This window comes from Kocuria rosea subsp. polaris (assembly GCF_001483755.1).
In the GTDB taxonomy this organism is placed as follows: domain Bacteria; phylum Actinomycetota; class Actinomycetes; order Actinomycetales; family Micrococcaceae; genus Kocuria; species Kocuria cellulosilytica.
Genome location: NZ_LQBK01000039.1, coordinates 98,431 through 120,211 on the forward strand (window position 1 = coordinate 98,431; position 21,781 = coordinate 120,211).

The window sequence follows — 21,781 nt, forward strand, 5'->3', positions numbered from 1 at the left end:
GTGTGATGACGATCTCAGTAGCCCCGCGCCACTCCGTTCCCGCTCGACGCCGGGACGGGTTCGACTCTTTGGAAAGGACGAGCGCTGATGAGCACTTCCAAGCCGGCCCAGCACATGATTCTGACGACCTTCATGCTCCCTGCGGGGTACCACAAGGACAGCTGGCGCATGGACGGCAGCAGGGCGGAGGAGCTGGGCAACCTCGACTTCGTCCTCGAACTCACCCAGATGGCCGAGGCGGCGAAGCTGGACGCCGTCTTCTTCGGGGACGTGGTGCACGCCAACACGCTGCTGCGCGGGGACATCAAGATGAACGGCTTCTACGAGCCGGTCACGGTGCTGTCGGCGCTCGCCGCGCGGACGAAGCACATCGGTCTGGTGGGCACGATCTCCACCTCGTTCTCGGAGCCCTACAACGTGGCCCGGCAGCTCTGCGGCCTCGACCACATGTCGGGCGGCCGTGCCGGCTGGAACATCGTGACCTCCTCCGACGGCTTCCAGAACTACGGGATCGAGGAGGCGCCGGATCCCGCGACCCGCTACCGCCGGGCCACCGAGTTCGTCGACGTGGTGCAACGCCTCTGGGACTCCTGGGACGACGGTGCGGTGATCGTGGACCGCGGCTCCGGGGAGTACCTCGACCGGCACCGCCTGCACCCGATCGACCACGAAGGGGAGTTCTTCCGCGTCCAGGGGCCGCTGAACATGCCCACCAGCCCGCAGCGGCACCCCGTGCTCGCGCAGGCAGGGTCTTCCGGCCCCGGCATGGACCTGGGCTCCTCGGTCGGCGACATGATCTACACCGCGCAGCCCGACAAGGGGCGCTCGATCGAGTTCTACGCCGCGTTCAAGCAGATGGCCAAGGACAAGGGGCGCAACCCGGACCACGTCAAGATCGTCCCGGGCATCCTGCCGATCATCGGTGACACCGAGGCGGAGGCCCGCGAGCTCGCCGACGAGCTGGGCCGCCACGTGCACCTGGAGAACGGACGGGCGCAGGTCGGTGCCGACCTGCGCATGGACCTGTCCGAGCTGGACTACGACGAGCGCATCCCGGCGGAGTGGTTCCGCGACGACGACGCCTACGGCAGCCGCTACAAGATCTACCGGACGAAGTCCGTGGAGATGGGGATGACCCTGCGCGAGCTGATCGTGGACCTCGCCCGTTCCACCGGCCACCAGTGGATGGCGGGGACTCCCTCCCAGGTCGCCGACCGGATGGTCGACTGGTTCGAGTCCAAGGCCTGTGACGGCTTCAACCTGAACTCGCCCTTCAACCCGGGCGGCTTCCGGCTGATCTGCGACAAGCTCGTCCCCGAGCTGCAGGACCGCGGGTACTTCCGTGCCGAGTACGAGGGCGCCACGTTCCGGGAGAACCTGGGCCTGCCCGAGGTCTCCACGTCGCTCCTGCCGGCCTGAGGGCTGCTGCCCGGCCGGTGCGGCGCAGCCGCACCACGCACCCGGACCTGCCCGCTGCGGAGCCCGGCCGACGCAGTCCCGGCCCGTCCACCAAGCTGAGAGAGGTATGACAATGACTGAACTGTCCGTGGGGCGCGGCCTCGACGTCGAGACCGCGCGGGAGGACTTCCTGCGCCGGGCCGAGAGCATCGTCGGGGCCGAGCACGTGATCCGCCCGGAGGTCGAGGAGGGCTACCGCGACCCCTATCCGCTGCAGCCCGGCCGGTCGCCCTGGCCCGGGGTGCGCCCCGCGAACACTGCAGAGGTGCAGGCCCTGGTCCGGCTCGCCAACGAGACCGGAACCCCGCTGTGGACGTTCTCCTGTGGCAAGAACCTCGGGTACGGCGGGCCGGAACCGCGGGACCGGAGCACGGTCGCCCTCGATCTGGGGCGCATGAACCGCATTCTCGAGGTGGACGACCGGCTGTGCTACGCCGTCATCGAGCCCGGGGTGACGTTCTTCGACCTGTTCGAGCACATCCAGGAGCGCGGACTGAAGGTCTGGCTCTCCGTCCCGGCGCTGGGCTGGGGCTCCGTCCTGGGCAATGCGCTCGACCGCGGCTACGGCATGACCCCGCTGGGGGACCACGCCAAGCAGATCTGCGGCATGGAGGTCGTGCTGCCGGACGGCGAACTCCTGCGGACCGGGATGGGCGCGATGGACGGGACCGATCTGGGACCGATCTTCCAGGGCGGCTTCGGGCCCACGCTCGACGGGCTGTTCACCCAGTCCAACCTGGGGGTCGTGACGAGCATCGGGCTCTGGCTGATGCCGTGGCCGGAGGTCTATGTCAACGGTGACGTCACCGTCGAGCGGGAGGAGGACCTGCCGAAGCTCATCGACGTCCTCACCCAGCTGCGGCGCGAGGACGTCATCCAGAACAACGCGCTGTGCGGCAACGTGGTGCGGGCGGTGACCATGAACGGCCCGCGGTCCCGGTGGTACCAGGGGGAGGGGTCCATCCCGCCCGAGCGCCTCGAGGAGATCCGCCAGGAGCTGGGCATCGGCCAGTGGAACGCGAAGTTCGGCATCTACGGGGACAAGGGCCTGGCCGAGCGCCGCCTGGAGATCATCCGGGAGCGGTTCGCGGACCTGGAGGGCTTCACGGTCAACGCACGGCTCTACGAAGGGTCCGAGGGCGCGCGCGTCGCCTACGCGGACATCGCCGACCAGGACCGCACCCAGATGGCCGGCGTGCCCACGCTCAAGCCCCTGGGCACGATCAACTACATGGCCGAGAACGGCGGGCACATCGATGCCGCCCCGATCCTGCCGGCCCGCGGGGAAGAGGTCTGGGACTTCTACCAGGAGGTCAAGGACCTGTACACCGAGTACGGCTTCGACCTGTACATCGGCTACCACCTGTATCCCCGGCACATGGTGCACGTCACCATGATCTACTTCGAGAACGACAACGAGGAGATGCTCGGCCGCGCCCGGGAGCTGTACGGCCGGCTGCTGGACGCCGCCCGTCGCCGCGGGTACGCGCCCTACCGCAGCCATGTGGACTACATGGACCGCATCGCCGAGGGGTTCGACTTCAACCACCATGCCGTCCGGCGCTTCCAGGAGCGGCTGAAGGACGCCGTGGATCCCGCCGGCATCCTGGCCCCGGGCAAGCAGGGGGTCTGGCCCGCGCGGTACCGCGACGGCGGCTGAGGCCGCCGGGCCTGCCGGCGGACGGTCCTCAAACCGACGCCGGCAGGCCCACCTCCACGCCGAGCGTGGCGATCGCCTCCAAGGTGCCCCGGTAGTGGTCGGCCAGCAGGCTCGAGGCGGCCTCCGCGTCACGGGCCAGGGCGGCGTCGAGAATGGCCTGGTGCTCGGCGGACAGGTCCCGCCCGGTCCAGTTCGTCGCAGAGGTCGCCCAGCAGTTGTAGAGCTGCGCCAGGTCGGACAGCGTGTTCGTCAGGTCGACCAGCGCCGGGATGCCGCAGGCGGCGAGCAGCTGGGCGTGGAACGCCTGGTGTGCGGCGGCCCACTCGGCGGTCAGCCGGTTGTCCTCGTCCCGGCTGGGTGTGCGCTCCATCGTGTGGTGCGCGGCCATGAGCTCGCCCTCCCACGCCAGGTCGCCGCGCTCGATGGCCAGGGTGACCCCGAACTGCTCGTTGACGCACCGCAGCTCGGTGATGTCCCGCAGCTCGTCCAGGGACAGGGTGGGCACGAAGAAGCCGCGGTTGGGGCGCAGGACCACCAGCCGCTCGCCCGCCAGGCGCGTGAGCGCCTCCCGGACGACCGTGGAGGACGTGTTGAACTGCTCCGAGATCTGGTTCAGCTGCAGGCGGTCGCCCGGCGCCCACTGTCCGCTGAGCATGTTGATGCGCAGCTCGTCGCGGATGTGCTTGGAGAGCGTTTCTGCGTCTGTCCGTTTGGCCATGCGATCAGTCTACGTTCTGCGTCGATCATGTACACCGTGGGTGAGAAACGATCCGTCAGCTGGATCTTCAGGTTTTGCATTCTTCCGCTGGAACATCTCTTGTGAGCTTCTCGCGACTATTGCGTGCATCACAACCTCATCGTAGACTCGGCGCAGAGAAAATATTTTGTAGATCAAAATGCACCACAGCGAACCATGGGAGACGAGATGACTGCCAGGACTGGAGTCCAGTACAAGGCCGGCCTGAACGACGGCCGCGAGGTGTGGCTGGGCGACGAACAGATCGACATCACCACCCACCCCGCGCTGGCGCGGTCCATCGAGGGGATGGCCGGCTACTTCGACTACCAGCACGACCATGCCGAGGACGTCCTCATGCCGGCCCCGGACGGGGGGCAGATGAACGTCTCCCACCTGCTGCCGCGCAGCGCGGAGGACATCGAGCGCCGGCACGTGGCCTTCGACCGTCTCGCCCGCTACTCCGTCGGCATGCTGGGACGCACCCCGGACTACGTGAACGTGGTGCTGGCCGGCCACGTCGCTCGTCGCGACATCTTCGAGCAGTACGGCGACCCCGTCTTCCACGACCGCCTGGCGGCCTACCAGCGCGAGGTCATCGACGGCGACCTGGCGCTGACCCACACCATCGTGCACGCGGCCATCGACAAGTCGACCGGCGAGTTCGAGGGCGTCAACGAGGACCTGACTCTGCGCGTGGTCGACCGGACCGTCGACGGCCTCGTGGTGCGCGGCGCCAAGATGCTCGCGACCCTCGGCCCGATCGCCGACGAGCTCTACGTGTACCCAGCCACCCCGATCCGCCCGGGGGACGAGGCCCACGCCGTCTCCTTCGCGATCCCGGTCAGCACCCCCGGGGTGGTCTCGGTGTGCCGGGATCCCTACGTGGTCGACATGGAGGTCGTGGACCGGCCGTTCTCGGCCCGTTTCGACGAGCAGGACGCCGTCGTCATCTTCGAGGACGTCCTGGTGCCCTGGCACCGGGTCTTCATCGACGGCAACCTCGACGTCTACAACCGGCTCAACGGGGGCACCGCCACCGGCAACACCCAGCAGCAGACCGCCGTCCGGGCCTGCGTGAAGCTGGAGTTCGCCTACGACCTGTGCGTGCAGATGGCCAAGGCCACCGGCACGGACAGCAAGCCCGAGACGGCCGCGCTGCTGGGCGAGATCTACTCCTACCTGCGCATCGCCCGGGCCGTGGTCCACTCCGCCGAGGTGAAGTCCTCGGACTGGGGCGGGGGTGCCTGGTTCTGCCACGACGACATCTCGTCCCTGCGCACCATGATGCCGATCTGGATGGCGCGGGTGAACGACATCATCAAGACCCTGGGCTCGCACAACCTGCTGGCCACGCCGACCGCGGCGGCCTTCGACCACCCCCGGCTGGGGCCGCTGGTGGAGAAGTACCTGCCGGGAGCCCAGGGCATCTCCGCCCAGGAGCGGGCGCGGATCTTCCGCACCGCGTGGGACTTCGCCGGGTCCGCGCTGGGATCGCGCAACGAGCTGTACGAGCGCTTCTACCTCGGCTCGGTGGGGCGGGCTCGGGGGCTCGACCACCGCAAGGCCCAGGCCAAGGGGGAGACCGGTGCGTACCGCGCGCTGTTCGAGGAAGCCGGCATCCCCGAGGCCGGCTCGGCCGTGCCGCAGCCGGTCGCCGTCGCCAACTGAACCCAGCGGACCGGACCGGTGGGCCACGGGGCGCCACCGGCCACGAGAGGAATGAGGAAGCAGATATGTCCTGGGGACTGATCAGCGAGATGGGGCACGTGGGCATCCAGACCACCGACCTCGACGCCTCCGTCTGGGATGCGACGCAGCTGCTCGGGCTGCGCGTCACCGAGCGGGCGGGCGATGCCGTGTACCTGGCCGCCGGTGAGGTGCACCACGAACTCGTCTACCGGGAGTCGGACGTCAACGGCGTGGACTCCCTCGGGCTGGTGGCCCGCGACGGCGACGCCCTGAAGACCATCCGCCGCCGGGTCCAGGACGAGAACCTCGAGGTCCTGTCCGAGCTTCCCCGCACCGCCGGGGTGGAGGACGGCTTCAGCTTCGTCGGCCCCGAGGGGTACGTCTTCGAGATCACCGTCGGCCGGCAGACGGATGTGGCCGCGCAGAAGGGGTTCGGGCCGGACCGCTACGGTCACATCAACTTCCACCCCCGCAGCTCGCGCTCCATGATGCAGTTCCTGCAGCGCGTCCTGGACTTCCGCCTCTCCGACGTGATCGGTGACGACTACGCCTACTTCATGCGGTGCAATCCGGACCACCACGGGATTGCCCTGCTCCCCGGCAAGGGCACGTTCCACCACCACGCGTGGCAGACGCAGTCCGTGGCGGACCTGGCCAAGCTGGGGGACCGGCTGAACAAGGTCGGCCGGGACCTCATCTGGGGCCCCGTGCGCCATGGTGCAGGTCACAACATCGCCGCATACTATGTCGAGCATTCGGGGGCGGTCGTGGAGCTGTACACGGATCTGGAGCAGATCTACGACGACAACCGGGAGCCGATCGTCTGGGGCGCCGAGGACAACTGGTGGAACATGTGGAGCGACTACCGTCCGCTGGACTTCCGCGACTTCGGCATTCCTCCTGTGGTGCGCCGCCTCACCTCGGCCTGACCCGTCCTGACAACGGTGCTCCCGACGACGTGAAGCACCCCTCATATCAGCCAGCCGTCATCGTCCCTGCCGGACCTCCCGGTCCGACGGTTGCGGCGTGCAAGCCCCGGTGTCCCTGGCACCCGGAAGTTGGAGCACCATGGATCAGCAGAACCCGCCCTCCCGGGCCGGCGGCCATCCGTCGACCCCGAACGACACCCTGAACACGAAGGACCTCCGGCGAGTGCTCGGGTCCAGCATGCTGGGCTCGATCATCGAGTACTACGACTTCATCCTGTACGCGACGGCGGCCGCCATCGTCTTCGACAAGGTCTTCTTCGCGAACCTCGACCCGGCCCTGGCGCTCTTCGCCTCCTTCGGCACCCTGGCCGCCGGCTACCTGGCGCGGCCCCTGGGTGGTCTGGTCTTCGGCCACTTCGGCGACCGGGTGGGCCGCAAGCAGATGCTCGTGGTGTCGATGATGATGATGGGCGTCGCCACGATCGCCATCGGCCTGCTGCCCACCCCGGACGTGATCGGCTGGGTCTCTCCGGTGATCCTGGTGCTCCTGCGCATGGTGCAGGGGATCTCCGTCGGCGGCGAGTGGGGCGGTGCCACGCTCATGGCCCTGGAGCACGCCCCCGCCTCCCGCCGTGGGTTCGCCGCGGCCTTCGCCAACGCCGGCGGCCCGGTGGGCGGTCTGCTGGCCACGCTGGTGGTCTCCGCGACGTCGGCCCTGACCGGTGACCAGTTCCTCGAGTGGGGCTGGCGCGTGCCGTTCCTGCTGAGCGCCGTGCTCATCGTCATCGGCATGGTGATCCGCCTCAAGGTGGCCGAGTCGCCGGTGTTCCAGCAGCTGGCCGCCGAGGCCGAGCAGGTCAAGGAGACCCGGAAGACCCCGCTGGGCGAGATCCTGGCCCGCCACTCCAAGACCGTGGGCCTGACCCTGGTCGCCAGCCTCGGCTTCTACGCCTGCCAGGGCATCCTGACCTCCTGGGGCGTGGCGCAGGCCGTCAACAACGGCATCGCCCGCGAGTGGGTGCTCAACTGGAAGGGCGTCGCGGCGATCGTCACCGTGGCCGTCTCCTTCCTGGCCGCCCGGATGAGCGACCGCATCGGCCGCCGGACCGTGCTCACGATCGGTGCCGTGGCCGGGATCGTCCTCGCCTGGCCGATCCTGGTGATGCTCACGAGCGGCAGCCCCTGGCTGTTCGTCGCGGCGATCCTCATCGGCAACGGTCTGGTCCAGGGCATCCTCGCCGGGCCGATCGGGGCCTTCATCTCCGAGCTGTTCCCGCCGCGGGTGCGCTACACCGGCGCCTCGCTGTCCTACCAGCTGGCCTCCACGCTCGGGGCGGGCTTCACGCCCATGATCGTCACGGGCCTGATGATCGCCGGCGGTCTGCCGCTGGTCGGCGTCTTCTGGATCGCCGTGCTCGTGGCCGGCCTGGTCTGCATCCGGCGCGTCCCCGAGGGCGCGGAGGGGATGCAGAGCACCCACCTGGAGCGCGCCCGCTTCAAGGCCACCAAGCGCATCGCCACCCGCCGCGCCCCTCGGGAGACCGTGGGCGCGGGTCACGGGACGCGCGGGGACGAGGCCTGAGGTGGGCGGCGACGGACAGCTCACGGCACAGGGCACTCTCACGGACCGTCTGCTCCACCACGCCCACCGGGTCCGGTTCGAGGACTTCGGCGCCGCCGTGCTGGAACGGGCCCGGCACCGGATGCTCGACGCCCTCGGCAACATCGCTGCCGGCCACCGTGCCCAGGGCATGGAGCAGCTGGTCGAGACCGTCGTCGGCTGGGGCGGGCGCCAGGACGCGCCCGTCCTGGGGGACGGGCGCAGGATCCCGGCACACCACGCCGCGATGCTCAACGCGGCCCTCATGCGCTCGTTCGACTTCGAGCCCGTCGGCGCCGAGGGGCCGGGGCGGCGACAGGTCGCGGCGCACATCACCGGAACGACCGTGCCCGTCGCCCTGGCGGTCGGGGAGCGCGAACGGGCCGACGGCCGGCAGCTCCTGACGGCCCTGCTGGCGGGCGAGGACATCGCCGCCCGGCTCGCGTTCGGCTCGGGCTTCGACGTCTACTCCGGCCAGGACAACACGGGCACCGTCAACGGCGTGGGGGCCACGGTGGTCGCCTGCCTGCTCATGGGACTGGACGAGACCCGCACCCGGCACGCGGTCGGCATCGCGGTCAACCAGCTCGCGGGCACCGTGGCCGGCATCTTCGACGGGGCCGGCGTCTTCAAGCTGCCCATGGCCTTCGCGGCACGGAACGCGATCACCGCGGCCGAGATGGCCGCGGCGGGCGTGACCGGGCCGGAGGACCCGCTGGGCGGCCGGTTCGGGTTCCTGCAGACCTACTGCGCGGACCCCGATCCGGAGGTGATGGTCGAGCGCCTGGGGGAGGAGTTCTACGCGGACGCCGTGATCAAGCCCTGGTCGTGCTGCCGCGCCGCGCACCCCTCGCTGGACGCCTGCGTGCGGCTGCTCGAGGAGGACGGGGTCGACCCGGCACGGATCGAGCAGGTGGTGGTCCACGTGACCCCCCGGACGGCCGGCGGCTTCGTGGGTCGGCCCTTCGACCCGGGGGAGTGCCCCGAGGTCTCCGCCGCCTTCAGCATCCAGTACACGGCGGCGGCCGCACTGGTCTTCGGCACGGTCCGCCCGGAGCACCTCGGGCCGCAGGCCATGGCCGACCCCCGGGTCCAGGCCCTCCTGGACGTCACCGAGATCCGCGGCACTCTCGACGATCGTGAGGTGCTGACGGCGGAGGTCGAGGTCCGTCTCTCCGACGGCAGCGTCCGCCGGCAGCGGGTGGACGCCCCGCGCGGCGACGTCCACCACGCGCCGCTGTCCGAGGAGCAGATCCTGGAGAAGTACCGGCTCAACACGGCCTTCTCCCGCCGGGTCACGGCCGCGCGCGCCGATCGGGCGGCGGCCACGGTGGCACGTCTCGAGGACCTCGAGGACGTGGGCGCGCTGACGAGCTGCTTCGTGCCGGAGCGCTGAGGGCGCCGGGCCGGCGCTCTCGTGCCGGCTCGAGCACAAAGGTTCGAGCGCAGAGGTTCGAGCGCAGAGGGAGGGGGTGGGACCGTCAGGTCCCACCCCCTCCCTCTGCGCGGTGCTCCGTCAGGAGCGCAGCGCGACCAGGTGCCCCTCGTCCGGGGCCCGGAGGTCCGGAGCGCCTCCGCCGAACTCGAGGCGCCGGGGATCCGCCGGGTCGAAGCCGGGGACCGGGCGGCCGCCGGCCCGGGGCCGCCCGTCGCGGACGAAGCCGAGGAACCACTCCTGCAGCGCGCCCGCCGTGCCGTCGAAGACGGCGGGGTCGAGGCCGTGCAGCATCGGGGCGTCCTCCCAGCAGCGGCGGTCGCCGAAGAGGAAGGGCAGCGGCATGCAGTGCGGGCTGCCGGCACCGGGCAGCGGGCTCTGCACGGAGAACCCGGCGAGGTGGACCCCCAGACCGGCCCGGGTCGCGGCGTGCGCGAGCTCGAGGTGGGCCAGCCGGAACTGGTGGAGCGTCATCGCCTCGACCATGCGCTCCTTGCCGGAGGCACCGGGCCGCTTGCGGTCGATCCAGGCCGCCGCGGCCGCGGGGTCCGCGAAGTGCGACCGGAGGTGGCCGTCCACGGCGCCCGGTGGGAACGCCTCGTCCGGGGCGGCGCGGAGGAAGGCCGAGGCCTCCTCGGAGGTGGACAGCAGCAGCAGCGACTCGACGTGCAGGCGCGCCGACGAGGTGCCGTAGTCGTGCAGGTCCTCGGCGACGGGTCCGCCGGCCGCGGGCATCAGGGCCATGCCCCGGCCGGCGAAGGCGCGGGCCAGGTCCCCCTGGGCGTCCAGGACGGCCTCGAGCGGCGCCCGGGCCAGTCCGCCGACGCCGGCCAGGGCGGCGGCGGCCGGACGCCACCTCTCCTCCAGCGCCTCCGGGGTCAGCGGGGGCTCCCAGGGAAGGCTGACGAGCGCCAGGCGTCGGAACAGCCCGGAGGCCCCGGGGTGCGCGGCCAGCGCGAAGCCGTACCAGGCGCCGGCGGAGTCACCGGCGAGGGTGATGTTCTCCGGGTCCCCGCCGAAGGCACCGATCTCGTCCTTGACCCAGCGCAGCGCCTGCAGCAGGTCCCGCAGGGGTCGCTGGGACTCGTGCGCGTCCCCGCGCGGGCCGAGGTGGCCCAGGACGCCGAGCCGGTAGTTCACGGTCACCAGGACGACAGGCCCGTTCTGCACCAGAGCAGGGGAGGTGAACCAGCGGGCGTTGCCCGTGCCGGAGAGGAAGCCGCCGCCGGGGACGAACACCACCACGGGCAGCCCCTCGGCGCCGGGCGGGGCCTGGACCCGGACCTGGAACGCGGTCTCGCTCTGCGGGACCTCGCCGTTGGCACCGCCCAGCAGGGCGTTCAGGGCGCCGGGCCGCTGCGGGAAGGCCGATGGCCGCTCCGGGCCGGCCGGTGCGCCGTCCCCCCGGCCCACGAGGACGGCCTCGGCGAACCGGTCGCCGGGCTCCGCCGGCTCGGCGTAGCGCAGGACGACGTCGACACCGGCGTCCGGCCCGCTCACCGCAGGAACTCGTAGTCGTCCGCCTCGACGGCCTGGGTGATCCGCCAGTACTCGGTGGTCCGGAAGGGCCACACCTGGGAGACGCGGTTGAAGCGGTTCTTGTACCAGGTCCGCACGTAGGGCTGTCCCCAGGTCATGCGGGAGTTCTCGGCGTCCACCCAGGCGATGTGCCGGTCCAGGGCCTCCTGCGTGAGGACCAGGGCCCGCGCGTCGCGCTCGAGGAGCTGGCGGACGGCCTCCACCGTGTACTCGGCGGCCCGCTCGATCATGAAGTGCAGGCCGCCTGCCACGACGCCTCCGGTGTTGGGCCCCATCAGCATGAAGAAGTTGGGGAAGTTCGGCACGGTGATGCCGGCGAAGCCCTTGGCGTCGCCGCCCCAGTAGTCGTGGATCTCGACGCCGTCCCGGCCCACGATCTCGATCGGGTCCAGGTAGTCGGAAGGACGGAAGCCGGTGGCGTAGATGACCACGTCCACGTCGAGCTCCCGCCCGTCCGCGGTCACCAGGCCGGTGGGCGTGAAGGACTCCAGCCCCTCGGAGATCACCTCGGTCTGCGGGGACCTCAGGGCCGCGGCCCAGACGCCGTTGTCCCTCAGCATGCGCTTGGCCGACGGCGGGTACTGGGGGATCGCCTTCTCCAGCAGGTCCGGGCGGCCCTCGTACTGCTCCTCCATGCGCTGGATGATCGCCCGGCGGAACTCCTCGTTGGCGCGGGAGACGCTCAGCGGAGCACCTTCCCAGCCCTCCTCGGCGGTGGCGATGTGCAGCCGCCCGTCGATGCCGCCGGCGGTGACCCACAGCCGGAACAGCTGCCCGTAGCCGGGGACCATGGTGTGCAGCCAGTCGGCGGTCTCGGACATCGGGTCGTGGTAGGTGGGGGCGGGCAGCATCCACGGGGCGCTGCGCTGGAACAGGTACAGCTGCTCCACCTCGCCCACAATGGCCGGCACGATCTGGTAGGCGCTGGCGCCCGTGCCGATCACCGCGACGCGCTTGCCGGTGAGGTCCACACCGTGGTCCCACTCCTGGGAGTGCATCTGCGCGCCGCGGAAGGAGTCCTGTCCCGGCCACTCCGGGATGTGCGGGTGGTCCAGCTGGCCCACCCCGGTGATGACGGCGTTGTAGCGGCGGACCTGCTCCTCGCCGTCGCGGGTGCGGGTGGTGGCCACCCAGGTGGCGGAGTCCTCGTCCCAGACGGCCCGCACCAGCGAGGTGTCCAGCTCGATCTGCTCGGCGAACCCGGCCCGCTCGGCGACGGTCTCCAGGTAGTCGAGGACCTCGTGGCCCTGCGCGAACTGGTGCGGCCAGTCCACCCGCTGGGCGAAGGAGAAGCTGTAGCCGTAGGTGGGGGTGTCCAGGCGCACCCCGGGGTAGTGGTTCTTCCACCACGTGCCGCCCACGCGGTGCGAGGCCTCGATCCAGGTGTAGGGCAGGCCCGCCTCCTGGAGCCGGTAGGCGGCGGCGATGCCGGAGATCCCGGCCCCCACGATCAGCGTCTCGAAGGGCTCGGCCCCCGGATCCGCCCGGTAGTCCTCGTACTGCCAGTCCGGGGAGCCGTTGCGGTCCGGTGCCAGGCCGAACTCGTGCTTCATCTGGCCCATCCAGCCGGCATCGTGCTCCGTGCGCCCTCCGGTGAACCAGTTCAGGAGGGCGTCCGTCTGCTCGGGGGTGAGCGGCTCCAGCGTTCTGACGTCCTCGTCGCGCAGCCTCCGCAGCCCCTCGAACGCCAGCTCCTGGGCCTGCTCGACCTGCTCGGAGGTCAGGCCGCCGTGCGGCTGCAGGGCCGTGCCCATGGGCGGGAGTGGCGGGGACAGCTCCGGGGGGAGGATCGAGGTGTCCCGCAGCGCGGTGGCCAGGGCGGCCAGCAGCACGGGTGCCTCCGCGCCGGCGACCATCCGCCGGAGCGTCTCGTCGTCCTCGGTGATCTGCGGGTACTCGTCGGTCCAGTACAGGTCGCCGTGCGTCGGCTGGGTGGCCGGCGGGGTGCTGAGTGCGGTCATCGGTCCTCCTGGGAAGGGCATCGGGGCCTGGCGGGTCCGGTCAGGCGGTCGGTTGGCGGGCGGCGCGGACACGGTCGTCGACGTGGGTGCGCAGCACCTCGACGACCCGTGCCTGCTCGGCCGGGGTGAAGACGGCGGCCACATAGCGGTCCGGGCGGACCACCACGAACACCGGTTCCCCGGGGAGTCCGGCGGTCAGGGTCTCGTGGTCCTCGCGGACGCGGACCACGTCGGCTCCGTTCCCGCGTGCTGCGGTCTCGTCGGTGCTCGGCCCGTCCAGGCGCACCAGGGTCGCTCCGATCCGGGTGAAGTACGGGTCCAGGCCGTCGGGGTCGGCGCCGAGGCCGATCACCGACCAGCCGCGGCCGAGGTGGGCGTCGAGGCCGGCGCGGCGGCCGGACGGATCGGTGACGGTGGGCTGGCTCAGCGACCTCCCTGTCGTGATCCCGGGGATCTCGGCGGCGGTGCCGCCGGTCGGCACGGCGACGCCGTCGGAGTAGTCCGGCGGGGTGACGAAGCGCATGCCGGCCAGGTAGGCGTGCACCGGGGGGACCCTGCGCAGCAGCTGGAGGGCGGCGTCGCGCAGCCGGGTGCTGAGCGGGTTGGTGGCCATGACCACGGCGCCGATCCGGCGGGAGAGCATCATCATCTTCGCGCCGTGGGCCCGGCGCTCGGTCTCGTAGGTGTCCAGGAGGCGGTCGGTGGCTCCGCCCCGGACGGCGTCGACGAGCTTCCAGGCGATGTTCGAGGCGTCGCGGACGCCCGCGTTGAGGCCCTGCCCGGCGAAGGGCGGCATCAGGTGCGCGGCGTCCCCGGCGAGGAAGACCCGGCCGTCCCGGTAGGACCGGGCGACCCGCTGATGGGCGACGTACACGGCGGCGCGCCGGATGTCGGCGGGGTCCAGCTCGGCGCGGAACGGTCGCAGCAGCTCCCGGATCTGCGCCGGGGACGTCATCTCGTCCGCGTCCTCGTGGTCGAAGAGCATGAACTCCAGCCGGAGACGTCCTCCGGCGCCCGGGACCAGCACATAGGGGCGCCGTCCGTCGCAGTGGAACTCCGCGTACGGGTCCCGTGGCCGGGTCTCGTTGAGCAGGTCGATGACGATCCAGCGCTGGGGCTGGGTGGAGCCGACCAGGTCGATCCCCACGGCGGACCGGGTGAAGCTGCGCCCGCCGTCGGCGCCGATCAGCCAGCTGGACGTGAGGGTCCGGGGTCCGTCCGGGGTGCTCATCCGGAGGCTGACTCCCTCGGCGTCCTGGGAGAGCTCCGTGGCCTCGGTGCCGAGCAGCACCTCCAGGCCCGGGTGTGTCATGGCCCGGTCGAAGAGCAGCTGCTCGAGGATCGGCTGGTCGAACTGGGTCTTGGCCGGGTGGCCGAGCCGGGACGGAACCGGCCGTGCCTCTGCGAGCAGGCGGTCGTTGAGCCCGAAGTAGCGGCTGCCCGTGTCCAGCAGGGACTCCGCCTTGAGGTCGTCGGCGACCCCGATCTGCTCGAGGACCCGGAACGACTCGTCCTGCAGGCTGATGGCCCGGGGCAGGTCGCCGGGGGCGGTGGACCTCTCCACGACCGTGGTGCGGACGCCGGCCTCGGCCAGCAGCAGGGCGGCGGTCAGGCCGACCGGCCCCGCCCCCACCACGATGACCTCACACGCCGGGTCGAATCGGTTCTCCACTGTGCCTCCTTGCCGTCGACGGCCCGCCGCTGTCCGGGGCCGGACGTGTGTCCGCTGCCGCTCCCCGAGCTCCGGCAGGGCGGAGAGGGGTAATGCACATCACATCTGAGATCACAATAACGAGCTGTCATGCAAAGGTCAACAGAGAATGTATTCTTTGCCGCGACCTTCGGGCTTTCTCGTCACCGCGTGGGACAGGCCTCTGGTGGCCGGCCCGGCGTCCGCGGGCAACACCCTGCGGGAGCCGTTCGCCGGGAGCGGCGCTCACTGTCCGACCGGAATGGACTCGCCGTCCGCCGGCACCAGCAGTTCCCCGGCGAACGTGGTCGAGGCGCGCAGCCAGGTCTCGAGGGGCGCGTGGGCCGGGACGAGGTGGTGCAGGGCCAGAGTGCGGACCCGTGCTGCCGCCGCGATGCGCCCGGCGTCCTCCGGGGTGGTGTGCGCCCGCCGGTGGTGTCCCATGCTGGCGTCCAGGTCCTGCCGCGTGGGAGCGCGGTAGCTGCCGGCCACGGACTCCAGGTCGATGGCCTCGTGGAGCAGGAGATCGCACCCCGCGGCCAGGCGGACCAGGTTCCCACTGGGCGCGGTGTCCCCGGACACGGTGACGGAGCCGTGGGCCGAGTCGAAGCGGAAGGCGAAGGCGGGTGCCATCGGCCGGTGCTGGACCAGGGTGGCGGTGACCGTCACCCGGTCGTCGCGGAAGATCTCCAGCGGCTCCATGTCAGGATGGTTCGCCTCGTCGGGATGGAAGCCCGTGCGGGGCGGGATGACGATGTCCTCGCCGCGGAAGACGCGGGAGAGATCCGGCGCGCGGGAGTCCCGTCGACGGTCGTTGAGGTCGGTGGCGTGGGCGCGGAGCAGCAGCTCGACCAGGTCTGCCGTCCCCGGTGTCGGCGCGTCGGGGAAGACGGGGTCGGGCTCCTCCCCGGAACCGGACGCCGGCGGGAGCACTCCGCGCCGGCCCGGTCCCAGCACGGGGACGGTCCGCTCCGGGTGGCCCCGGAGGGCGAGCCCGCCCAGGACCATGACGGAGTTGAGGTCGATCGTGTGGTCCGAGTGGTGGTGGGTGATGAAGATCCCCCGGAGGTCCGTGAAGGACAGCCCCGCCTCGGCCATGCGCAGCCCCACGCCGTGCCCGCAGTCCACCAGGTAGACGGCCGGACCGACCACGACGGCCGTGGCGATGCCGCTGCGGTGGCGCGCGTCCCGTCCCGGCCGCAGCAGCGGGCCACCGGCGGTGCCGAGGGTGATGACGCGCATGCCGTGCGCCGGATCGTGTCCCACGGTGCTCAACTCCTGTTCGCCGGTCGCTCGGTGCGCCGGGCCGAGATCCGCGCCGTCGGACGCCGACGGCGGTGAGGGGCCACCCGGGACGGGCGGCCCGACGGTGCGAGCGGCGGCGGGACCACCGGGTGCCGGTGGTCCCGCCGCCGCTCGTCGGGTGTCAGCCGAAGATGCTCGCGATCACCGGCTGGCTGGACTTCTGCCGATCGGTGACGTCGGCGAGGTCCGGCCGCGGCAGCTGAGGCACGTCCGCCGGGTTCTCGAACTCCAGGTCGACGTCCTCGGCGTTGGTCACCGGGCCGTGGCCGGCCTCGGCCTTGATCCCGTTGGCCTCAGGGCTGTTCAGCCAGGCGGTGAGCAGCTTCGCCGCGTCGGCGTTCTCGGCGCCGTCGATGACCCCGGCGTACCAGTAGGTGGCCCAGTTGCCGCCCTCGACGGGGTAGGTGATCTCCACCGGCGCCCCGTCCCCGGACAGGGTCAGGTAGTTGCCCATGGCACCCATGAGGCAGACGTAGGCGCGCCCCTGGACCACGGCGTTGTGGCACTCGGCGGTGTTGGACGCGATGACCACGTCCTGGTCGGCCAGCTTCTCGAGGTACTCCTCCCCGAGGGAATCCTCGTTGAGCACGAGATCGGCCCACTGCATCCCGCCGCCGTCGGTGGCGGGATCAGTCATGGTGATCTTGCCCTTCAGGGCCGGGTCGAGCAGGTCGTCCCAGCTCTCCGGCACGCCCCCCACGTCCTGACGCGTGTCGTACACGAATCCGCGGGGCGAGGCCGAGACCGCGGTGAGGGTCCCCGCGTCGAGCGAGAACTGCGGGTCCCCGGTGAGCTCCTCGGCGTTGAACGGGCGGTACTCGGAGAAGTAGTCCCGGTCGGCGAGCGCCACGGCACCGGTGTCGCCGGTGATGACCACGTCGGCGATGCGCTGGCCGGAGGACTGCTCCTGCGAGACCTTGGTGTCGAGCTCGGCGCCGACGATCTGGAGGGGCTCGACCTGGATCTCCGGGAAGCGCTCCTGGAAGCCCTCGAAGACGGCGGGCCAGGTGGCCGTCAGCGGCGTGTAGACGTTGACCGTGGTCTGTCCGCTCTCGACCGCCGAGGCGTACATCTGCTCGAACTCCGCCATGGCCTCCGCGCCGCCGAGGCCGGCTTCGGCGTCGACGCCCTCGCGTGCGCCCAGGCCCTCGGCGGCCGGGGCGTCCCCGCCGCAGCCGGTCAGCGCCAGGGCCGAGGCCAGTCCCAGGACGGTGAGGCTCTTACGTGCTTTCATGTGTGGACCTTTCATGAGGATGGTGCGTGAGGTTCAGAGGGGCAGGCAGGCGAGGGAGTCCGGGGGGATCGCCGCGGTGACGGTGTCCCCGCGGGAGGGTGCGCCGTGGGGCCAGATGTTGGCGACCTCCGCCGTGCGCAGAGAGACGGAGAAGCGCTGCGGGCCCATCTCGAGGACGTAGATGTACTCGTCGCCGAGGTAGACGATGTCGACCACCGTGCCGGTGCACCGGTTGGGCATCGTCTCGGCCGGCTCGCCCATGATGACGGAGGCCGAGCGCATGGCGATCTCGACCTGGTCCCCTTCGCGCAGTCCGGCGCGGGCAGGGCAGTCCAGTCGCAGGTCGGTGCCGTCCAGGCGGACGGCCACGCCGTGGTCGTCGGCGGTGACGACCGCCGCCCGCAGGAAGTTGTCGTAGCCGACGAAGTCGGCGACGAAGTGCGAGACGGGGTGCCAGTAGATCTCCCGGGGTGTGCCGACCTGCTCGATCTCGCCCTTGTTGAGCAGGACGATGCGCGTCGACAGGGAGACGGCCTCCTCCTGGTCGTGGGTGACGTAGATGGAGGTCGTTCCCACGCGGCGGTGCATGTCCCGCAGTTCGCTGCGCATGTCCTGGCGGAGCCGGGCGTCCAGGTTGGACAGCGGCTCGTCGAAGAGCAGCAGCCGGGGGTCGGCGACGAGGGCCCGGGCCAGGGCCACGCGCTGCTGCTGGCCTCCGGACAGGTCCGTGGCCATGCGGCTCGCGTACTCGTCCAGGCCCACCATCTCGAGGACGTCGCGCACCCGGCGTGCCCGCTCCGGCACGCTGACCTTGCGCATCCGGAGCGGATAGCCGACGTTGGCGGCCACGGACATGTGGGGCCACAGGGCGTAGCTCTGGAAGACCATGCCGATGTCCCGCTTCTCCGGGGGGACGTGGCGGTGCTCTGCGGGGGCGTCGACCACTTCGTGCCCGATGGACACCCGTCCGCCCGTCGGGCGCTCCAGGCCCGCGACGCAGCGCAGGGTGGTCGTCTTGCCGCACCCGGACGGGCCGAGGAGCGTCAGGAACTCGCCCTCCTCGATCTCCAGGTCCAGCGCCGGCACGGCCGGCGCCGCCTTGGGGGAGTACCGCTTCTCCAGGGACTCGATGCTCACTCTTGCCATGGGTCTTCCTATCGGGTGGAGGCCGCGCTGAGTGCGCGGGTGTTGTCGGGGATCTGGTCCGGATCGGGAGTGGATGCCGCCCGGTCGAGCTGCGGGTCGGGCCGGACGGCGTCCACCAGGGCTCCGCGGGACCTGGTCCTGCGCTCGGCGCGCTTGCGCAGGAGGCGTCCGATGCCGAGCATGATCGCCCCGCCCAGGGCCAGCAGCACGAGCAGGACCAGCAGGAGGGCGGCGGCCCGGGATCCGTTGCCGAGCTGGGTGTAGTAGTTGTAGACGAGCAACGAGACGGTCTCCGTCCGCGTGCTGGAGAGCAGGATCGGGATGTCCAGGCTGCCGGCGGCCATCACGCCGGTGATGAACCAGGAGGCCAAGAAGGTGGGCCCGATCAGCGGCACGACGATCGTGCCCATCATGCGGGGCGCGGACGCGCCGCACACCCGGGCGGACTCCTCCAGCTCGACGCCCAGCTGGCCCACCGGGCCGCTGGTGGCGCGCTGGGCGATCGGTGTCACCACGATGGTCAGGGCGATCAGCACGATCCAGACCGAGCCGTAGAGATTCTTCAGGCCGGGCACGCTCAAGTAGGCCCAGGTGATGGCCAGCGCCAGGACGATGCCGGGGACCGCGACGACGGCCCAGACGACGAGCTCGGGAACCTTGGCCAGACGGGACTTGCTCCGCAGCGCGACGTAGCTGATGAGCACGGCCAGCGCCGTGGCGAAGAACCCGCCGACGACGCCCACGAAGAAGGTGTTCTGCAGCGCCCGCAGGACGTCGGAGGAGTCGAAGAGGTCGAGGTAGTGCTTGAGGGTGATCCCGGAGACGCCCAGGACCGGCTGGAGCGAGCCGATGATCAGCTGCACCAGGGGCAGGAGCAGCGCCACGGCGGTGTAGAGCAGGAACAGGGCCAGGCCCGCCCACCGCCAGGCGCCGATGTCCTCCCGCTCCAGGCGGTAGGCCTTGCCGGTGACCGTGATGAAGTTCCGGTTGCCGAGGGCCTTGGAGCGCACCAGCACGAGCAGGTAGATGATGGCGATCAGCAGCAGGGACAGCGCGCTCGCGGAGTCGTAGCGGATCGGGGTGGTGGCGAGGAAGTCGTAGATCTGCGTGGGGAAGACGTAGATGCCGGCGGGAACGCCCAGGATGAGGGCGACGTCGAGCTGCCCCAGGGAGTTCACGAAGCCGAGGATCGCCAGACCGGACAGGGTGGGCAGCAGGATCGGGATGTTGATGTCCACGAACAGCCGGAGCCGGCTGGCTCCGGACAGCCGGGCCGCCTCCTCCATCGAGCGGTTCAGGGCGCGCACGGGGCCGAGCAGGAGCAGGTACATCACAGCGATGCCCTTCAGCCCGCTCACCAGGATCAGTCCGGTCCAGGAGAACGCGTCCAGGCGGGCCTGGCCGTCCGCTCCCGTCCCGAGTGTCTGGGTGACCAGGCCGGTCGGACCCGTGAGCATGCCCCAGCTGATCGCGAAGAAGAGGGTCGGGATGGCGAAGATGGTGACCATCGTGATGGTGATGGCCTTGGCCCCCGGCGTGTTGGTCCGGGTGGCGAGCCAGGCGAAGACGAAGCCGCCCACGATGCCGATCGTCTGCACCCCGACGGCATAGAGCACCGAGGCCCACAGCGTCTCCCACGTGGCCGGGTCGCCGTAGGCGTTCGTGAACCCGGAGAGCGTGAGGTCCCCGTCGGTTCCCGGTTGGCCGCTGCGGAAGGCGCCGTACACGAGCATCAGCAGCGGATAGCCGAAGAATGCGCCGATGAAAAGCAGGAACACGAGCAGCGGTGTGCTGACTGATCTGAGTCGGTTCACGATGGCCTCTCCGTGGGTCTCTCCGGACATTCCGCATGAGCTCACGGGTCCGGGTGCTGATGCCCCATCCTGTGTGTGATTTATGACACTGTCAACGGATTCTGCATAATTGGGTTCAAAAGATTTTGTCCCCACTGATGTGGATGACGCGTGCTGACGCAACTTCGAATCAAGGGTGGCGTGATCGGGATCACGAATATATTCTGTTCCTGATAGTGCAAACCGTCGGCCGAGGGGTCGCCGATCCACACCTTGAGGAGAACGCCATGAGCGAGAGCACTCTCGACACCCCGACCACCTTCGATCCGCGGGCATTCCGCGACGTCATGGGCCACTATCCGACGGGCGTGGTGGTGGTGACCGCCGTGGTCGACGACGAGCCCGTGGGCATGGTCGTCGGCACCTTCAGCTCCGTCTCGCTGGACCCGCCGCTGGTCTCCTTCATGCCGATGACGACCTCCGCCACCTACGCGAAGCTGCGGGCGGCGGACGGGGTGTGCATCAGCGTCTTCGCCCACGACCAGCTGCAGGCCTGCAGGACCCTCGCCTCGAAGGACCCGGAGAAGTTCGACAAGGTCGAGTGGAGCCGCTCGCCCTCGGGGGCGCCGGTGATCGCCGGCGCCGTGGCGCACATCCACGGGCGCATCGAGCGGGAGATCGAGGCCGGCGACCACTACATCACCCTGGTGGCCGTCGACGACATCGCGGTGAGCCGGCCGGTGACGCCGCTGCTGTTCTTCCAGGGCGGCTACGGCGGGTTCTCCACCACGGGGCTGTCCGCCCACGTGGACGAGTCGCTGATCTCCGCCGTGCGGATCGCGGAGGCCGCCCGCCCGCAGCTGGACCGGCTCGCGCAGCGGTTCGGCTGCTCGGCCGCGGCGCTGGTGCAGATCAGCGCACTGGACCAGACCATCGGCGCGACCTCCTACGGCGGGGACACCGACGCCGACGAGCGCATCGGCGTGCGCGTGCCCCTCATCCCGCCGCTGGGCGAGGCCGCCGTGGCCTGGAGCCCGGACCAGGTGGAGCGCTGGGTCTCCCGGATCCACCCGCAGGACGAGCAGGTGATCACCGCCTATCGCGAGGCCGCGCAGCGGGTGCGCGAGCAGGGGTACGCCATCTCCCGCGTGGACCACGACCCGGAGGGCTACGAGCGGCTCGGGGAGGCGCTGAGCGAGTACGCCGGCGGTGAGCTGACCCCGGCCCGCGACCGTGCCGTGCGCACCACCATCGCCGGAGCGCGCCACTTCTTCGGCGGCTCCGTCGAGGCCTCGGAGACCGGGGTCCGGCTGGCCAGCGTGGTGGTGCCGGTCTTCGCTCCCGACTCCGGGAACCCCGTCAACTCGGGCCTGGTGCTGCGCCTGTGCCACCTGCCCGCCGCGGTGGACGGCGCCACCGTCCAGGAGTGGGTCCGCGCCATGCAGGACGCGGCCGCCGAGGTCACCGAGGCTCTCCGGACGAGCGCCCGCAGGGACTACGCCCGGTACGCCGCCGCCGGGCTCCGGGACGCCTGAGCGCGGACCGGAGCCGACACACCCCTCCGGTCCGGCGCCCCGCCCCCGGAACAGGATCAGAACACCAC

Annotated in this window: 15 protein-coding genes; 7 read left to right on the top strand and 8 right to left on the bottom strand. The window is 71.0% G+C overall.

The window, feature by feature from the left end:
• The first annotated feature begins 87 nt into the window (after positions 1 to 87).
• Together AVL61_RS15015 and AVL61_RS15020 are read left to right on the top strand one after the other, a co-directional pair.
• Positions 88 to 1,419: an LLM class flavin-dependent oxidoreductase gene (locus tag AVL61_RS15015; RefSeq protein ID WP_058875126.1), complete on the top strand. Its 1,332-nt coding sequence runs from the start codon at positions 88 to 90 to the stop codon at positions 1,417 to 1,419.
• A 112-nt stretch (positions 1,420 to 1,531) separates the two neighbouring features.
• Positions 1,532 to 3,118 carry an FAD-binding oxidoreductase gene (locus AVL61_RS15020; RefSeq protein WP_058875127.1) on the top strand — a complete coding sequence of 529 codons (1,587 nt, stop codon included), beginning with the start codon at positions 1,532 to 1,534 and terminating at the stop codon, positions 3,116 to 3,118.
• Positions 3,119 to 3,146: 28 nt separating this feature from the next.
• On the opposite strand, the gene AVL61_RS15025 is transcribed toward AVL61_RS15020, so the two are convergent.
• On the bottom strand, positions 3,147 to 3,836 hold the full coding sequence (locus AVL61_RS15025) for a GntR family transcriptional regulator (protein WP_058875128.1): 690 nt from the start codon (positions 3,834 to 3,836) through the stop codon (positions 3,147 to 3,149).
• 207 nt (positions 3,837 to 4,043) lie between these two features.
• On the opposite strand from AVL61_RS15025, the gene AVL61_RS15030 reads away from it, so the two are divergent.
• The 4 genes from AVL61_RS15030 (at position 4,044) to AVL61_RS15045 (ending at position 9,471) form a co-directional block, all read left to right on the top strand.
• Positions 4,044 to 5,525: a 4-hydroxyphenylacetate 3-hydroxylase N-terminal domain-containing protein gene (locus AVL61_RS15030; protein WP_058875129.1), complete on the top strand. Its 1,482-nt coding sequence runs from the start codon at positions 4,044 to 4,046 to the stop codon at positions 5,523 to 5,525.
• 65 nt (positions 5,526 to 5,590) lie between these two features.
• Positions 5,591 to 6,475 carry a VOC family protein gene (locus AVL61_RS15035; protein ID WP_058875130.1) on the top strand — a complete coding sequence of 295 codons (885 nt, stop codon included), beginning with the start codon at positions 5,591 to 5,593 and terminating at the stop codon, positions 6,473 to 6,475.
• A 139-nt stretch (positions 6,476 to 6,614) separates the two neighbouring features.
• Positions 6,615 to 8,057, top strand: coding sequence for an MFS transporter (locus AVL61_RS15040; RefSeq protein ID WP_058875131.1), 1,443 nt, complete (start codon positions 6,615 to 6,617; stop codon positions 8,055 to 8,057).
• Between the two features lies 1 nt (position 8,058).
• On the top strand, positions 8,059 to 9,471 hold the full coding sequence (locus AVL61_RS15045) for an MmgE/PrpD family protein (protein WP_058875132.1): 1,413 nt from the start codon (positions 8,059 to 8,061) through the stop codon (positions 9,469 to 9,471).
• 120 nt (positions 9,472 to 9,591) lie between these two features.
• Here AVL61_RS15045 and AVL61_RS18270 read toward each other — a convergent pair whose 3' ends face one another.
• The 7 genes from AVL61_RS18270 to AVL61_RS18060 form a co-directional block, all read right to left on the bottom strand.
• Entirely contained in the window at positions 9,592 to 11,010 is a 1,419-nt protein-coding gene (locus AVL61_RS18270) for a carboxylesterase family protein (protein ID WP_058875133.1), read from the bottom strand.
• Positions 11,007 to 13,010 (bottom strand): flavin-containing monooxygenase, encoded by a 2,004-nt coding sequence (locus AVL61_RS15055; protein WP_058875134.1) that lies wholly within the window; start codon positions 13,008 to 13,010, stop codon positions 11,007 to 11,009. Before AVL61_RS15055 ends, AVL61_RS18270 begins: the two co-directional genes overlap by 4 nt.
• A 40-nt stretch (positions 13,011 to 13,050) precedes the next feature.
• On the bottom strand, positions 13,051 to 14,682 hold the full coding sequence (locus AVL61_RS15060; RefSeq protein WP_058875135.1) for a bifunctional 3-(3-hydroxy-phenyl)propionate/3-hydroxycinnamic acid hydroxylase: 1,632 nt from the start codon (positions 14,680 to 14,682) through the stop codon (positions 13,051 to 13,053).
• Positions 14,683 to 14,946: 264 nt separating this feature from the next.
• On the bottom strand, positions 14,947 to 15,966 hold the full coding sequence (locus tag AVL61_RS15065; protein ID WP_231738438.1) for an MBL fold metallo-hydrolase: 1,020 nt from the start codon (positions 15,964 to 15,966) through the stop codon (positions 14,947 to 14,949).
• Positions 15,967 to 16,126: 160 nt separating this feature from the next.
• Positions 16,127 to 17,239 (bottom strand): ABC transporter substrate-binding protein, encoded by a 1,113-nt coding sequence (locus AVL61_RS15070; protein WP_058875136.1) that lies wholly within the window; start codon positions 17,237 to 17,239, stop codon positions 16,127 to 16,129.
• A gap of 33 nt (positions 17,240 to 17,272) precedes the next feature.
• Entirely contained in the window at positions 17,273 to 18,385 is a 1,113-nt protein-coding gene (locus AVL61_RS15075) for an ABC transporter ATP-binding protein (RefSeq protein ID WP_058875137.1), read from the bottom strand.
• A gap of 8 nt (positions 18,386 to 18,393) precedes the next feature.
• The gene (locus AVL61_RS18060) at positions 18,394 to 20,199 is read right to left on the bottom strand and encodes an ABC transporter permease (RefSeq protein ID WP_197412727.1); all 1,806 of its coding nucleotides are present in this window, start codon (positions 20,197 to 20,199) and stop codon (positions 18,394 to 18,396) included.
• A 266-nt stretch (positions 20,200 to 20,465) separates the two neighbouring features.
• Between AVL61_RS18060 and AVL61_RS15085 the strand changes: the two genes are divergently transcribed.
• Entirely contained in the window at positions 20,466 to 21,713 is a 1,248-nt protein-coding gene (locus tag AVL61_RS15085; protein WP_058875139.1) for a flavin reductase, read from the top strand.
• Positions 21,714 to 21,781 lie beyond the last annotated feature (68 nt).